Below are 17,382 nucleotides of genomic sequence, written 5' to 3' on the forward strand. Positions count from 1 at the left end.
CCCGGTGCCGGCGTGGCCGGTGCTGCGCCCTCAGCCGTCGACAGCGGAGTCTTCCGTTCGGGCTGCCCGCAGTCCCCACGCGGCGGCGGTGAGGGCCGTCAGACGCACCAGGTTGCCGCGGTGCCAGGTCCTGACCAGGTTGCGGCGCTCGATCGCGTCCAGCGGCTTTCCGCCGCGCAACAGTCGCAGGTTGACCGTTCTCGCGAGATAGGCGGTCAGCGCCACCGCCGACGCCGTGCCCGCCGCAGCCGTGGCGATCGCACCTCGGTCACCACCGGATCGCCGGCTGCCGACCAGCGCGGCCGCGGTGGCCACCAGGGTTACCGGCGCGACCGGCAGGTAGTAGCGGAGCGGACTTCCCGCGCCGAGGAGTCCGGGCTTCCGGTCGGGTTGCGCGTCCGCGAGGAGTTGCGGCATGTCCACCACGGCCTCGTAGACGTTGCCGAAGAACCACTGGGCCTGCCCCACTCCGGCGACCGCGGCCCACCGCCCCCGCGTGGTCTTGTTGCTCGAACGGTTCCGCATCTCGCCAGCTTCCCAGACACTCCGGGACCGGACCGCCAAAAGCGCCAGGAGACAACGGCCGGCAGGCTGTCGCCCCATGAGCGCATCCGGCTACCAGGGCCTGTCACGCCTGCTCATCGGGCTGGTCCCCCGGACGCTCCCGCGTTGCCGGTCGCCGGAGCCGCCGGGGTGGTGGACGCCTGGCTCGAACTCGGCCGCCTGCCGGCGCACGGGCGGCGCCTTGGGCGCCCTACCCGGAACGGGATGTCGACGGCGCTCTCGACCGGGATGGGTCTGTCCCGCCGCGGCCCTGCCACGTCCTGACCGGTTCGTGCGGGTCGACGAGGTAGCAGGGTTCCAGATTCGGATCATACGACAGCAATGGAGGCGTGATGAGAAACAACGGCCCCGGACCGGGACAGGTCCGGGAGTTCGCCGAGAAGATCCAGTACTGGACCCGGGAAACGAAGAGAATCGAGGGTGTCAAAGCTGCCATCGCGTGGGTGATGGACGGCGACACGAAGAATCCGATCACCGGCCGATCGGGATCCCAGCCGCCGGACATGAAAGCCATTGCGGAGACTGTCAAAAAGGCCGATGGCGAGCCACAGGCGGATGATCGGATGAGTTCCGAGTACTGCGCCGGGGTGAGGGAGTGCTTGGAGTGGATCGGGGGCGCGGGCGCGGAACCCGAGGAGTGGCAGTGATCCTTGGCTGAGCCTTCCAGCAGGCACGACGTGAAGTCGACACCAATCGCAACGTTTGCTTCAGGTCAGCCGCAGTGAAGGCCCCGTCGCCCTTCGCCCAACGTCCGGCGCGTCGCACCGGGGCGCGTGCGGTGCACGCCGCACGCGCCCCCGGTCCGGCTCACGACTTCGGTCGGGGGAAGTAACCGCGGTCGGTGAAGAAGTCGACGTGGCGGACGAAGTGGGACGGGGTCGCGGGTGGGCAGGTGATGTCGGTGCCCGCCAGGGCGGCTGTCGTCTCCTTGTCGTCGATCGGGGGGTAGAACGCGGCCGGTGCGGCGGACATGACGTCGAAGGCGTCCAGCAGCGGCACCAGGGCGTTGGTCTGGTCGGACAGGATCCGGGCGCGGAACGCCTCGGCGTCGAGCGGGTCCAGGCGGTGGCCCCGTCGCCTCAGTTCGGCGAGCATGTCGGCCAGCGGGAACGTGGTGTGGCCGCTGACGTGGAACGTCCGGGAGTGCTCGGTGCGGGAGATGTGCAGGATCGCCGCGCTGGCGTAGTCGACCGGCATCAACCGGAAGTCGACGGCGGGCTCCGCCGGTGCCGCACCGGCCTGGAGCATCCCCTTGAGGCTGAGCCAGACGAAGTCCCGGGTCTGGCACGCGCCGGTGTGCCGGTCGCCCGCGATGAGGTCGATCCGGTAGACCGACACCGGCAGGCCGCGTTCCCGCGCCAGGTCCACGACCTGTTCGGCGACCCACTTGCTCTGCGTGTAGCCGGTGGGCAGGGCCGTGCCGGGACCGGTCGGGTCGCCCACCGCGATCCCCCGGCCACCGGCGTCGGACGCGCCGTCGAGGAACACGCCCAGGGTGGAGACGTGGTGCAGCGGCACGGTGCGGTGCCGGGCGGCCAGCCGCAGGAGTTCCTTCACCGCCAGCACGTTCGCACCGCGCACGGCCGCGTACGGCCGGACCCAGTTGACCTCGGCGGCCGGGTGGTAGACGGCGTCGACCACCCGCGCCAGCGCGTCGAACCGGTCCGGGTGCAGGCCCAGGGACGCGGCCGCGAGGTCGCCGGGCAGGACGGTGATCCTGGACCGGTCGACCTCGGCGCCGATGCCGTACCAGTCCAGGGTGGCGTCGAGCCGGGCGCGGGCGGTGGGCTCGTCGGCGGCGCGGACCAGGCAGTGCACGTGGGCCCGGGTGGTCCTGAGCAGGTCGCGCAGCAGGTACGCGCCGAGGAAGCCGGTGGCCCCGGTGAGCAGGACCTCCGCCGGGTCGGCGGCCACCGGCACGACCTCCGCGGCGGGCCGGATGTCCGGGTCGAGCCCGATGTCGGCGGCCAGCGCGGCGGCGAGGTCCGAGCCCTCCTCGGCGGTCGGGGCGCCGAGCAGCGCGCCGAGCAGGTGATCGGCCAGCGCGGCGAGCGTCGGGTGGTCGAACACCAGCGTGGTGGGCAGCCTCAGCCCGGTGAGCTCGGCGAGCCGGTTGCGCAGTTCGACGCCGGTGAGGGAGTCGAAGCCGAGGTCGGCGAAGCGCTCGTGCCCGCCGATCACGTCCGGGTCGGCGTGGCCCAGCACGCCGCCCACCTCGCCGCGCAGCAGGGCGAGCAGCCGGTCCCGGCGGGCCGCCTCGTCCAGCCCGGCCAGGTCGGCCGCGAGCGAGTCGACGGTGACCGCGCTGTTGCGGGCGGTCGGGCGGGACGGCACCCGCACCAGGGCGGTCAGCACGGGCGGCACCTGGCGGGGCTGGGCGCGCAGCGCGGCGGTGTCCAGCGGTGCCGCGGTGAGCGCGGGCAGGCCGGTGCCGACGGCCAGGTCCAGCAGCGCCGGGCCGGTGTCGGACGCGATGGGCGGGTAGCCGGCGCGGGCGATGCGGTCCACGTCGGCCGCGCCGAGGTCGCCGCCCGCCACGGTGGCGGCCCACAGGCCCCACGCGACGGAGGTCGCGGGCAGCCCGGCCGCCGCGCGGTGCTCGGCGAGCCCGTCGAGGAAGGTGTTGGCGGCGGCGTAGCTGGACTGGCCCGCGCCGCCGATGACGCCCGCCAGCGAGGAGAACAGCACGAACGCCGTCAGGTCGTGGTCGCGGGTCAGCTCGTGCAGGTGCCAGGCGGCGTCCGCCTTGGGCCGCAGGACACCCGCCAGCCGCCCGTGGTCGGTGCCGGCGATGAGCCCGTCGTCGATGACGCCGGCCGCGTGCAGCACGGCGCGCAGCGGGCGTTCCGGGGGCACGCTCGCGACCAGTTCGGCGACCGCGGCGCGGTCGGTCAGGTCGCACGCGGCGACGGTCACCTCCGCGCCGAGCGCGGCCAGTTCGGCGCGCAGTTCGGCCACGCCGGGCGCGGACGGCCCCCGCCGTCCGGCCAGCAGCAGGTGCCGGACGCCGTGCCGGGTGACGAGGTGGCGGGCGAACAGCGCGCCGAGCGTGCCGGTGCCGCCGGTGACCAGCACCGTGCCGGTCGGGTCGAACCGGTGGGCCGGGCCACGCGGCACGCGCCGCAGCCGGGGTGTCAGCACCCGGTCGCCGCGCACCGCGACCTGGGCCTCCCCGGAGGCGACGACGGCGGCGACCGGGTCGTCGGTGCCGGCGTCGAGCAGCACGAACCGGCCGGGGTTCTCCGACTGGGCGGACCGCACCTGGCCCCACACGGCGGCGGCGGCCGGGTCGGTGACCGGCTCCCCCGCGACCGACACCGCGCCGGTGGTCCGGAACACCAGCGGGGCGTCGGCCCGGTCGTCGGCGAGGTGGCGGTGGGCGAGGGTCAGCACGGTGCCGGTGAGCCGGTGCAGCGCGGCGGGGACGTCCTCGCCGGGCTCGGTGGCCAGCGGGACCACCAGGACCTCCTGCCCGAGCCCGGCGACCGCGGCGGGCAGCCGGATCGGCGTCCACTCGGTGCGCAGCAGGGCTTCGTGGTCGCGGCCCGGCGGGGTCGCGGCCGGGCCGACGACGAGGTCGGCCGACACCACCGGCTGACCCGCCCGGTCGACGGCGCGCAGCCGCAGGCCGTCGCCGTGCCGGACGAGGGTGGCGTGCACCGCGACCGCGCCGACCGCGTGCACCCTGGCCTCGCGCCAAGTGGTCACGTGCGCGTGCGGTCCGGCGGCGGCCTGGACGACGCTGTCGAGCAGCGCCGGGTGCAGCGCGTACCCGTCCGGGCGGTGCGCCTCGGCCAGTTCGGCGTCGACCTGCGTGGCGTCGTCGGCCGGCTGGTCGCCCGGCTCGGGCCGGACGCCGCGCGGGACGAGCGTGCCGGTGGCGGCGGCGCTCCACAGCTGGTCGCCGTCCTCCGGCCGGGTGTGGACGGACACCGGGCGCGAGCCGTCGTGGTCCGGCGGTCCGACCCGGACCTGGAGGTGCAGCCCGCCCTTGGCGGGCAGGGCGATCGGGGCGTCGACCCGCAGTTCGGCCACCGCCGGGCAGGCGACCTCGTCACCGGCGCGCAGCACCACCTCCAGCAGCGCCGCCGACGGGAGCACGACCGTGCCCTCGGCATCGGCCGTCGCCCAGGGCGCGGTGCGGGCGGACACCCGGCTGGTGAACAGTGCCTCGTCCGTGCCCGCGAGGTGCACGACCGCCCCGAGCAGCGGGTGCCCGGCCGCGGTGAGGCCGAGGGCGGCGGTGTCGAGCGTGTCGGAGCCGGCGACGTGCCAGAACCGCTCGCGCTGGAAGGCGTAGGTGGGCAGCTCGACCCGGCGAGCGCCGGGGAACGCCGCCGGCCAGTCGATCCGCACCCCGCGGCAGTGCAGCAGCCCGAGCGCCCGCAGGAACGTCTCCGGCCCGCCCTCGTCGCGGCGCAGCGTCCCGGTGAGCACGGCCTCGTCGCCGACCAGCTCCTGCACCGAGACCTGGAGCACCGGGTGCGGGCTGACCTCCACGAACACGCCGTAGCCCGCGTCGGCGAGCGCGGTGACCGAACGGGCGAACTCGACCGTGCCGCGCAGGTTGCGGTACCAGTAGTCGGCGTCGAGCCCCGCGGTGTCGACCCAGTCCGCGGTGACGGTGGAGAAGAACGGCACGGTCCCGGTGCGGGGCTCGATCGGCGCGAACGCGGCCAACAGCTCGTCGCGCACCAGTTCCACCTGCGGCGAGTGCGACGCGAAGTCGGTGTCGAACCGCTTGACCCGCACGCCTTCCGCCTTGCACCCGGCCAGGAACTCGTCCAGGGCGTCGCGATCGCCGCCGACGAGCACCGCGTTGGGCCCGTTCTCCACGGTCACCGACAGCTGCCCCGGCCACGCGGCGAGCCGTGCGGTCACCTCGGCGCGCGGCAGCGCGACCGCACCCATACCGCCGACGCCCTGCAGCTCGCACGCGATCCGGCTGCGCAGCGCGACGACCCGGGCGGCGTCCTCCAGCGAGAGCGCGCCCGCGACGTAGGCGGCGGCGACCTCGCCTTGCGAGTGGCCGACGACGGCGTCCGGCCGCACGCCGCGGGCCTGCCACAGGGCGGCCAGCGACACCATGACCGCGAACAGGACGGGCTGGACCACGTCGAGCCGGTCCAGCGCGGGCGCGCCTTCCCGACCGCGCAGGACGTCCTCCAGGGAGAAGTCGACGAACGGCTCCAGCGCCTTGGCGCAGGCGGCGATCTGCTCGGCGAACTCGGGCGCGCTGTCCAGCAGCGGCACCGCCATGTCGGCCCACTGGCTGCCCTGGCCGGGGAAGACGAACACGGTCCGGCCGACCTCGCCGGCCGTCCCGCGCACGACCGACGCGCTGTCCTCGCCTTCCGCGACGGCGGCCAGCCCGGCGACCAGCGCGGCCCGGTCGGAGCCGACCACGACCGCGCGGTGGTCGAGCGCGGCGCGCGTGGTCGCCAGCGAGTGCGCCACGTCGTACGGGTCGGCATCGGCGGACAGGGCCTCGGCCAGCCGTGCGGCCTGGGCGCGCAACGCGGCCGGGCTGCGACCGGACAGCACCCACGGCACGGCGGCGGGTGCGGGACGAACCGCCCGACCGGAGTCCACATCGGACAGTGGCCGCCCCGCATCGGTCAAGGCGGGCCCCGCACCGCCGGCCGGCGCCGTTCCGACGACGGCGGGGGTGGCGCGGCCCACCGGGACGGCGTCGGCCTCCGGCGGTGCCTGCTCCAGGATGACGTGGGCGTTGGTGCCGCTGGCCCCGAACGCCGACACCGCACCCCGGCGCGGCGCACCGGTCTCGGGCCAGTCGCGGGCCTCGGCGAGCAGCGCGATGTCGCCGGACGACCAGTCCACGAACGGGCTGGGCTCGTCCAGGTGCAGGGTGCGCGGCAGGTGGGCGTGCCGGATCGCCTGCACCATCTTGACCAGTCCCGCGATACCGGCCGCCGCCTGGGCGTGGCCGATGTTCGACTTGAGCGAACCGAGCAGCAGCGGCCGGCCCGCCGGGCGGCCCTGGCCGTAGGTGGCCAGCAGCGCCTGCGCCTCGATGGGGTCGCCGAGCCGGGTGCCGGTGCCGTGCGCCTCCACCGCGTCCACTTCGGACGGTCGCAGTCCGGCGTCGGCCAGGGCGGCGCGGATGGCCCGTTCCTGGGACGGTCCGTTCGGCGCGGTGAGCCCGTTGGACGCGCCGTCGGAGTTCACCGCGCTGCCGCGCACCACCGCCAGCACGCGGTGGCCGTTGCGGCGGGCGTCGGACAGCCGTTCCACGACGAGCACTCCCCCGCCCTCGGACCACCCGATGCCGTCGGCGGCCGCCGAGAACGGCTTGCACCGGCCGTCGGCGGCCAGGCCGCGCTGCCGCGCCCCGTCGATGTAGCCGCCGGGGTGCGCGGCGATGTAGGCCGCGCCCGCGAGCGCGAGGTCGCACTCCCCGGCCCGCAGCGCCTGTGCCGCGAGGTGCAGCGCGACCAGCCCGGACGAGCAGGCGGTGTCGATCGACACCGAGGGGCCCTCCAGACCGAGGGTGTAGGAGATCCGGCCGGACGCCATCGAGCTGAGCTTGCCGGTCATCTGGTAGCCCTCGAACTCCGGCGGGCTGTCCAGGTCCAGGTAGCTCTGCTCGACCAGCCCGGCGTACACGCCGGTGCGGCTGCCGCGCAGCGTCCCGGCGTCGATGCCCGCGTGCTCGATCGCCTCCCACGCGGTCTCCAGCAGGACCCGCTGCTGGGGGTCCATGCTCAGCGCCTCGCGGGGTGAGATGCCGAAGAACGCGGCGTCGAACTCGCCCGCCGTCTCCAGGAACCCGGCTTCGCGGATGTAGAACTTGCCCAGCGCGGCGGGATCGGGGTCGTAGAGCGCGTCGAGGTCCCAGCCCCGGTCGTCCGGGAACGGGCCGATGGTGTCGCGCCCGTCCACCGCCACCCGCCACAGCCCGTCGGCGTCGGCCGCACCGGGGTAGCGGGCGGACATGCCGACGATGACGATCGGGTCGGCATCGCGGGACGCCTCCAGTTCGGCCACCCGGCTGCGGGCCCGGCGCAGGTCGGAGGTGACCCGCTTGAGGTACTCGACCAGCTTGGCCTGGTCGCTCGGCGCGGCGGTCGGCTGTTCGGCCATGGCGCGTCTCCTTGCTGGTCGGTCGGGCTGGTCGGTGCGTCGGTCGGTCTGGCTGGCTGGTCTGTCCGTCGGTTGGTCGGCCGGTCGGGCCGGTCGGTCGGGCTGGTCGGTCAGTCGGCGACACTGCCGAACTCGTTGTCGATCAGGTCGAAGATCTCGGTGACGGACGCCGCCGCGATCTCCTCGTCCACGGCGGTGCGGTCGGGTTCCAGCACGGCGAGCAGGTCGCGCAGCCGCCGCGCCAGGGTGTCGGCGCGCGCGCCGTCGAGCCGGCTGCCGGCGACCGCGTTCTCCAGCTCCGCCAGGTGCGCCAGCGGGCCGGTCGCCGCGTCCAGCCGGTCCAGCACGAACCGGGTGAGCGCGGCGGGGGTGGCGTGGTCGAACACCGCGGTCGCGGGCAGCGCGACGCCGAGCGCCGCGCCGAGCCGGTCGCGGAACTCGACCGCCGTCATCGAGTCGAACCCGGCGTCGTGGAACGCCCGGTAGAGGCTGATCGCCGAAGGGTCGCCGTGACCGAGGACGGCGGCGGCCTGGGTGCGTACCGCGTCCAGCACGGCGCGTTCACGGGCGTCGCCGGCCAACCCGTCCAGGTCGAGCCGCGCGGGCGGCGGCGTGGCGGCCGGCGGCACGAGTTCGCGGAACAGGGCGGGCACGCCTTCGGCACGGACGGCTGCGGCACGCACCGGGCCCGCGACGACCAGCGTCTCGTCCACCCCCAGCGCGGCGTCGAGCAACAAAGCCGCCGTGGCGGGGTCGACCGGGCCGACCACGTCGTCGGGACGACCCCAGGCGATCACGGTGGCGCGCCCGCCCGCCGCCCGCCGTGCTTCGGCGAACGCGATCAGCGCGGTGGCTTCGTCGTCCGGGGTCGGGTGCACCGCGCCGATGTCGGTGAACAGCACGAACAGCGCGTCCCCGGCGACCTCGGCCAGCGCGTGGACGAGGTCGGCGCCCGCGTCGGCGAGCACCACCGCCGCCACCTCCTGCCCGGCGAGGGCGGACGGGTCCAGCGGGACCGCGGCCACCTCACCCGGCAAGTCGCCCGGCACCGGACCGGCCACCAGCGACCGGGTCACGCCGGGACGCCCGGCCAGGTGCCGGGTCAGCCACTCGGGGCCGGACACCAGGACCGGTCCCGCGAGCACCGGCACCGGGCCGGGTACGGCGGGGGTCAGCCGCGGCACGGTGAGCACCCCGTCCCGCCACGCGGCAACGGGTTCGTCGCGGGTCGGGAGGCCGGGCGGCGGGGTCGCGCCGTCGGTGTGCAGCAGGGTGATCCGGCCCGGGTTGCGGGCCTGCCACTCCCGGACCGCACCCGCCGGGGCGTCCGCGACGACGAGCCGCACGCCGGCGGCACCCGGCTGTGCCGTCCACTCGGCCAGCACCCGGTCGACGGAGTCCGGGTCCGGCCTCAGCAGCACGGCGTTCGCGGCCGGGTCGTCGGGGCCCCAGGTCGCCGGCGCGGTCGCGGTCTCCACCCAGCGCAGGGCGAACAGGGCGTCACCCGGATCGGGCGTGATCCGGTCGGCGGCCACCGGTACCGACCGGGCCTCGTCCACCGCGAGCACCACCGCGCCCTCGGCGTCCAGGAGCGACACGGACGTCCCGGTGACCACAGCGCGTTCCGGGACACCGCCGGGGAACCTGCGCACACCGCGCCAGTGGGCGAACCAGCCGGCGTCGTCGGAACGCGGGAGCACCCCGTCGACCGCGACCGGGGGCAGTTCGGGGGGCACCTCGGACGGGAGCGGCACGCCGGCGCCCGCGGACGGCGGTGGCGGTGCGCTCGCGCCGGTGAGCACGCCCGACGCGATCCCGGTCCACGGGCCGTCAGCCCGGACGCGGGCGTGCGCCGTGACCTGCCGGTCGCCGCCGTCGTCGGGAACGCCGACCTTGACCTGGTAGGAGATCGCGCCCCGGGTGGGCACGGCCAGCGGGTCCGCCAGGTCCAGTCCGGCCAGTACCGGCGCCCCCACCGCCTCGCCCGCGCGCAGCGCGAGCCCGACCACCGCCGCCCCGGACAGCACGGGCACGCCGTGCACGGTGTGCCGTTCCAGCCACGGGTGGGCGTCAGTGGACAGCTCTCCGGCGAGCAGCACGCTGCCGTCGGCGAGGACCACCGGGGTGCCGAGCGGGTTCCGGTCGGTCCGGCCGGTGTCGGCGGCCAGCCAGTACCGCTCGTGCTGGAAGGGGTAGGTGGGCAACGGGGTGGTGCGGGCTCCGCTGCCCGCGAAGTACGCGGACCAGTCGACGTCGACGCCCAGGGCGTGCGCGGTGCCCAACGCCGACACCAGGGTCTCCGGCTCGGACCGGTCACGGCGCAGCAGCGCGACCGCCGGCACGTCGACCGAGTGCCCCACGAGCGAGGCCAGCACGGCGTCCGGGCCCAGTTCCACGAACCGGCCGGTGCCGCTCGTCGCGGCGGTGCGGACGGCGTCGTCGAACCGGACCGTCCGCCGGACCTGCCGGACCCAGTACTCCGGGTCCGCGAGTTCCTCCCCTGTCACGACTTCGCCGGTCACCGTGGACACCAGTGGGACGTGCGGCGACCGGATGTCCAGGCCCGCCACCACATCACGGAACTCCGCCAGCATCGGTTCCATCCGAGCCGAGTGGAAGGCGTGTGACACGGCCAACCTCGTGACGCGGACCCCGTCCGCCGCGAGCCGGTCCGACACGGCCGAAACCGCGTCGTCCTCCCCCGACAGCACCACCGACCGCGGCCCGTTCACCGCCGCGATCTCGACTCCGTCCACCAACAGCGGCGCCACATCGGCCTCGCCCGCACGCACCGCGACCATCGCGCCACCGCCCGGCAACGCCTGCATCAACCGCGCACGAGCCGACACCAACGCCACCGCGTCGTCCAACGACAACACGCCCGCGACGTGAGCCGCCGCGACTTCGCCGACCGAATGACCGATCACGAAGTCGGGGCGCACACCCCACGAGCCGACCAAGCTCGCCAACGCGACGCCCAACGCGAACAGACCAGGCTGCGCACGGCCCGTGTCGTCCAGTCCGACCCCGCACTCGACGGCCTCACGCACACCGTCGAAGCGGTCCAACAGGCCGAAGTACACCTCACCGAAGACCGGGAACTCCGCGGCCAGGGCGACACCCATACCCGTCCGCTGCGAACCTTGGCCCGGGAACAGGTACCCGGTGCCACCCGCAGTCGGCTCGACCACCGGTGTGCGCCCGTCGACGAGAGCGCGCAGTCCGTCGACGAGAGCCGCGCGGTCGGCCCCGGTCACCACGGCCCGGTGCGGCAGAACGGCTCGTCCGGTGGCCGATGAGGCGGCCAGGTCGAGCGGTTCGACATCGGGGTCGCCGGCCGGCTCGACCATCCGGGCGGCCAGTTCGTTCAGGGCCGTCGGCGTGGCGGCGCGCAGCACCAACGGGAGCACGGCCGGTGCGGTCCTCTCGCGGGTAGTGGCCTGCTCGGCGGTCGCGGCCTGCTCGGCGGGCTCCTCGATGATCACGTGCGCGTTGGTGCCGCTGATGCCGAACGACGACACCCCTGCCCGGCGCGGACGGTCGCCCGGTTCCCAGGCCCGCGCACCGGTCAGCAGGCTGACCGCGCCACTGTCCCAGTCGACGTGCGGTGACGGCTCGTCGGCGTGCAGGGTCCGCGGCAACATGTTGTGCCGCATCGCCTGTACCACCTTGATGATCCCGCCCACGCCCGCCGCGGCCTGTGTGTGACCGATGTTCGACTTCAAGGAACCCAGCCAGAGCGGGCGGTCCCGGTCCTGGCCGTACGCGGACAGCAGCGCCGTCGCCTCGATGGGGTCACCCAACGCGGTTCCGGTGCCGTGCGCCTCCACGGCGTCCACATCGGACGGTCGTAGACCCGCATCGGCCAACGCGGCGCGGATCACCGCTTCCTGCGCGGGACCGTTGGGCGCGGTGAGACCGTTGGACGCCCCGTCGGAGTTGATCGCGGAACCCCGGACGACGGCGAGCACGCGGTGCCCGTTGCGGCGCGCGTCGGACAGGCGTTCCACCACGAGCACGCCGACGCCTTCGGCCCAGCCGGTGCCGTCCGCACCCGCCCCGAACGCCTTGCACCGCCCGTCCGGCGACAACCCGCGCTGCCGCGAGAACTCCACGAACGCGGTCGGGGTCGCCATGACGGCCGCGCCGCCGGCGACGGCCAGCTCGCATTCGCCGCGCCGCAGCGCCGCGGCCGCCAGGTGCAGGGCCACCAGGGACGACGAGCAGGCGGTGTCGACGGTGAGCGCGGGACCGGTGAGGCCGAAGGTGTAGGCGACCCGGCCGGAGGCGACGCTGCCCGCGTTGCCCGCCGCCAGGTAGCCCTCCACGCCGTCGGGCAGCCGGTCGGTCCCGCTGCCGTAGTCGTGGTACATCACGCCGGTGAACACGCCGGTCCGGCTGCCGCGCAAGGAGTCCGGGGCGATACCCGCCGACTCGAACGCCTCCCAGGTGGTCTCCAGCAGCAGGCGTTGCTGCGGGTCGGTGGCCAACGCCTCCCGTGGCGACATCCCGAACAACCCGGCGTCGAAGTCGGCTACGTCATCCAGGAAACCACCGGAACGCGTGTAACTGTGACCCACCCGATCCGGATCCGGATCGAACAACCCCTCCACATCCCAACCACGATCAACCGGAAACGGACCCACCGCATCCACACCACCCGACACCAACCGCCACAAATCCTCCGGCGACCCCACACCACCCGGAAAACGACACCCCATACCGACGATCGCGATCGGCTCGGTGGTCGCCACCGCCGTCACTTCGGCGGCGGGAGCGGCGCCCGCGAGTTCGCGGTCGAGGTGGGCGGCGAGTGCGGCGAGGTCGGGGTGGTCGAACACCACGGTGGCGGGCAGCCGCACACCGGTCGCGGCGGCCACCCGGTTGCGCAGCTCCACCGCCGTCAGCGAGTCGAACCCCAGGTCGCGGAACGGTTTGCGCTCCGCGATGCCGGCCGGGTCGGGATGCCCGAGCACGGCGGCGACCTCCGTGCGCACCAGGTCGCGCAGCGCCCGACCGCGTTCCTCCGGTCCGAGGCCCGCCAGCCGGTTCGGCGCGGCCGGTGGGGTGACCGGCGCGGCCGACACCGGGCGCAGCAGGGCCGGGGTCGCGGCACCGAGCGACGCGGCGGCCGTCCGGTCCAGGTGGGCGGCGGCCAGCACCGGTTCCGCCGTGGCCACGGCGCGGTCGAACAGCGCCAGGCCCTCCGCCGTGGACAGCGCGCGCACGCCGACGCGTTCGAGGCGGGCGAGATCCGTCGTGCCGAGCCCTGCCCGGAACGCGCTGTCCTCGGCCCACAGGCCCCAGGCGATCGAGACGGCGGGCAGCCCGGCCGCCACCCGGTGCGCGGCGAGGGCGTCCAGCGCGGTGTTGGCGGCGGCGTAGTTGGCCTGGCCCGCCGTGCCGAGCAGGCCGGCGAGCGAGGAGTAGAGCACGAACGCGGTCAGGTCGCGGTCGCGGGTCAGCTCGTGCAGGTGCCAGGCGGCGTCGGCCTTCGGGCCGAGCACCGGGTCGAGCAGTTCCGCGGTGAGGTCGGTCAGCACGCCGTCCGCCGCGACGCCCGCCAGGTGCACGACCGCCCGCAGGTCGGGAACGTCGGCGACGACCGAGGCCAGCGCGGCGCGGTCCTCGACGTCCACCGCCAGCAGCCGGACCCGGGCACCCGCCGCGGCCAGCTCGGCGGTCAGCTCGGCCGCTCCGGGTGCGTCGGGACCGCGTCGGCCCAGCAGGACGAGGTCGCGTGCGCCGTGCGCGGTGACCAGGTGCCGGACGAGGGCCACGCCGAGCGCGCCGGTCGCGCCGGTGACCAGGACCGTGCCGTCGGACCACACGGGTGGGGTCGCGGGGGCGGCGGACGCGCGCACCAGTCGCGGGACGAGCAGTGCGCCGTCGCGAATCGCGACCTCCGGCCGCCGTGCACCCGCCGCGAGCCGGGTGTCGACCGTGCCGTCGCTGTCCACCAGCACGAACCGGTCCGGGTGTTCCGCCTGCGCCGAGCGCACCAGGCCCCACACGGGCGCCTGCGCCAGGTCGGTCGGCGGTCGACCGCCCACGGCGACCGCGCCACGGGTGAGCACCACCAGCGGGCCGGGTCGGTCGTCGGCCAGCCGCTCCTTCAGCCGCGCCAGGGTGTCCCGGACCGGCCCGCGGTCGGTGGGATCCTCGCCCGTCGGGACGGTGAAGACCTCGACGTCGGCCGGGTGGTCCGGCACGGGCACCGACCGCCACTCGACGGCGTGCAGGCCGTCCGGTCCCGGGCGGGTGAGCGGGCGCAGGGTGAGCGAGTCGACGGTGGCCACCGGCCTGCCCCCGGCGTCGGTGAGCAGCAGGGCGACCGTGCCGTCCGGGGACGGGGTGAGGCGGGCGCGGGCCGGGGTCGCGGTCGGGTCGACGACCTCGACGCCCGTCCAGGCGAACGGCACCCGCGGCTCCGGGTCGTCCGGGATCAGCACGTGCAGGACCGCGTCGAGCAGCACGGGGTCCAGCACGGTGCCGGTCGGCCGGTCGGGCAGCGCCACCTCGGCGTGCCGTGCGTCCGCCGACCGCCAGGCGCGGACCAGGCCGCGGAACGCGGGCCCGTAGTCCAGCTCCGCGGCGGCGGCATGTCGGTAGACCTCGGCCACGTCCACCGGTTCCCCCTCCGGCGGCCACACCGACAGCCCGGCGGGCTCGGCGCGGCCGGACGGGGCGAGGTTCCCGGTGGCGTGCGTGGTCCACGTGTCGGTGGCGTCCACGCGGGCGTGCACGGCGACCGCGCCGTCGCCGGACACCTCGACCTGGACCTCCAGCCCGGACGGTCCGATCACGAGCGGTGTGGTGAGGGTCAGGTCGCGGACCTTCGGCGCACCCACCTCCGTGCCCGCGCGCAACACCCAGTCCAGCACGGCCGCGCCCGGGACGACGACAGCCGCGCCCACCCGGTGGTCGGCCAGCCACGGGTGGGACCGGGTGGACACCCGGCCGGTGAGCAGCGCGCCGCCCTCCGCGGTGTGCACGACCGCACCGAGCACCGGGTGTCCGGTGGCGGTCAGGCCGAGATCGCGCGCGTCGGCGGCGGTGGGCACGAGGTCGATCCAGTACCGCTCGGTCTGGAACGGGTAGGTGGGCAGCGGCACCGTGCGGGCCCCCGCGAAGAACGCCGCCCAGTCGACGTCCGCGCCTCGTGCGGCGAGGGTGCCGACACCGGCGACGACGGTGGTGGCGTCGTCGCGGTCCGGACGTAGCAGCGGAACGGCCGCCACATCGCCCGGCAGTTCGGCGGTCGCCACCAGGGTGGTGAGGGTCGCGGCCGGCCCGAGTTCGACGAACCGGGTCACGTTCTGGGTGGCGGCGGTGCGGACGGCGTCGCCGAACCGGACCGTCCGCCTGACCTGCCGGACCCAGTAGTCCGGGTCCGCGAGTTCCTCGTCCGACGCGATCCCACCGGTCACCGTGGACACCAGCGGAACACTCGGCGACCGGATGTCCAGGCCCGCCACCACGTCCCGGAACCGGGCCAGCACCGGCTCCATGCGCGCCGAGTGGAAGGCGTGCGACACCGTCAGCCACGTCACCCGCACGCCGTCCGCCACCAGGCGGTCGACGACCTCCGAGACCGACTCCTCCTCGCCCGACAGCACCACTGATCGCGGACCGTTCACCGCCGCGACTTCGACACCCGGCCGCAGCAACGGCACCACGTCGCCTTCAGCCGCACGCACCGCGACCATCACCCCGCCACCGGGCAAGGCCTGCATCAGGCGCGCACGAGCCGAGACCAGCACCACCGCGTCGTCCAGCGACAACACGCCCGCGACGTGAGCCGCCGCGACTTCACCGACCGAATGGCCGATCAGGAAGTCCGGTCGCACACCCCACGAACCCACCAACCCGGCCAAGGCCACACCCAACGAGAACAACGCCGGCTGCGCGAAGCCCGTGCCGTCCAGTCCGACCCCGGACTCGACGGCCTCACGCACACCCTCGAAGCGGTCCAGCAAGCCGAGGTACGCCTCGCCGAAGGCGGGGAACTCCGCGGCCAGCGCGACACCCATGCCCGCCCGCTGCGCGCCCTGGCCCGGGAACAGGAACCCGGTGCGGCCGGGAACACGGGTGAGGACCGGCCCGCCGTCGGCGATGGCCCGCAGGCCCGCGACGAGTTCCGCCCTGTCCCGGCCCGCGACGACCGCCGACGTGGCGAGCACGGCCCGGCCGGTGGCCAGGGTGCGGGCGACGTCGGCGGGGTCGTGCGCGTCCACCGCGGCCAGCAGCCGGGTTGCCTGGTCGCGCAAGGCGGCTGGGCTGCCGGCGGACACCAGCCAGGGCAGCGCCGGCGGGGCGGCGGCGGCCGGGGCGGGTTCGGGCTGGAACTCCTCCACGATCACGTGCGCGTTGGTGCCGCCGAAGCCGAACGACGAGACCCCGGCCCGGCGCGGACGGTCGCCCGCCGGCCACGGACGTGCCTCCGTCAACAGCCGCACCGGACTGCCGTCCCAGTCCACGTGCGGGCTGGGCTCCTCGGCGTGCAGCGTCCGGGGCAGCACACCGTGCCGCAACGCCTGCACCACCTTGATGATCCCGCCCACCCCCGCAGCCGCCTGCGCGTGACCGATGTTCGACTTCAACGAACCCAGCCACAACGGACGATCACGATCCCGCCCATAAGCAGAGATCAACGCATTCGCCTCGATCGGATCACCCAACGCCGTACCCGTACCGTGACCTTCCACAGCGTCCACATCGGACGGTTCCAGCCTGGCATCCGCCAACGCGGCCCGGATCACCGCCTCCTGGGACGGGCCGTTCGGAGCCGTCAGGCCGTTGGACGCGCCATCGGAGTTCACCGCCGAACCACGCAGCACCGCCAACACCCGGTGACCCGAGCGCAGTGCGTCGGACAGCCTGGCGAGGACGAGCAGGCCGACGCCTTCGGCCCAGCCGGTGCCGTCCGCACCCGCCCCGAACGCCTTGCACCGCCCGTCCGGCGACAACCCGCGCTGCCGCGAGAACTCGAGGAACGGCATGGGGGTGGCCATCACCGCGGCGCCGCCCGCCAACGCCAGGTCGCACTCGCCGCGCCGCAGCGCCGTCATCGCCAGGTGCATGGCCACCAGCGACGACGAGCAGGCGGTGTCCACCGCGACCGCCGGCCCGACCAGGCCGAACACGTACGCGAGTCGACCGGCGGCGACGCTGCCCGCGCTGCCGCTGTACAGGTAGCCCTCGAACTCGCCGGGTGACGGGCGGCTGCCGTAGTCGCTGTACATCAGTCCGGTGTAGACACCGACGCGGCGGTCGCGCAGCCCGTCCGGGCGGATTCCCGCGTACTCCAGCGCTTCCCACGCGGTGTGCAGCAGCAGGCGTTGCTGCGGGTCGGTGGCCAACGCCTCCCGTGGCGACATCCCGAACAACCCGGCGTCGAAGTCGGCTACGTCATCCAGGAAACCACCGGAACGCGTGTAACTGTGACCCACCCGATCCGGATCCGGATCGAACAACCCCTCCACATCCCAACCACGATCAACCGGAAACGGACCCACCGCATCCACACCACCCGACACCAACCGCCACAAATCCTCCGGCGACCCCACACCACCCGGAAAACGACACCCCATACCGACGATCGCGATCGGCTCGTGCCGGCTGTCCTGGACCTCGCGCAGCCGGTCCCGTGCGTCCTTGGCCTCGGCGACGGCGCGCTTCAGGTAGTCGCGGAGCTTGTCCTCGTCTGCCACC

General features: G+C 75.0%; 3 protein-coding genes and 1 pseudogene. 1 reads left to right on the plus strand and 3 read right to left on the minus strand.

From position 1 onward, the window contains the following. Positions 1-30: 30 nt before the first annotated feature. A complete protein-coding gene (locus FHS29_RS02190) occupies positions 31-525 on the minus strand; it encodes a DUF1772 domain-containing protein (protein ID WP_184687676.1) in 495 nt (164 codons plus the stop codon). A gap of 371 nt (positions 526-896) precedes the next feature. Between FHS29_RS02190 and FHS29_RS02195 the strand changes: the two genes are divergently transcribed. Beyond that, the gene (locus FHS29_RS02195; protein ID WP_184687677.1) at positions 897-1,211 is read left to right on the plus strand and encodes a hypothetical protein; all 315 of its coding nucleotides are present in this window, start codon (positions 897-899) and stop codon (positions 1,209-1,211) included. A 160-nt stretch (positions 1,212-1,371) separates the two neighbouring features. On the opposite strand, the pseudogene FHS29_RS02200 reads toward FHS29_RS02195, so the two are convergent. After that, a pseudogene (locus FHS29_RS02200) lies at positions 1,372-7,629 on the minus strand (thioester reductase domain-containing protein); the annotation flags it as partial. A gap of 149 nt (positions 7,630-7,778) precedes the next feature. Next, the gene (locus FHS29_RS02205; RefSeq protein ID WP_184687679.1) at positions 7,779-17,381 is read right to left on the minus strand and encodes a type I polyketide synthase; all 9,603 of its coding nucleotides are present in this window, start codon (positions 17,379-17,381) and stop codon (positions 7,779-7,781) included. Position 17,382: the final 1 nt, after the last annotated feature.

The organism is Saccharothrix tamanrassetensis, assembly GCF_014203665.1.
In the GTDB taxonomy this organism is placed as follows: Bacteria; Actinomycetota; Actinomycetes; order Mycobacteriales; family Pseudonocardiaceae; genus Actinosynnema; species Actinosynnema tamanrassetense.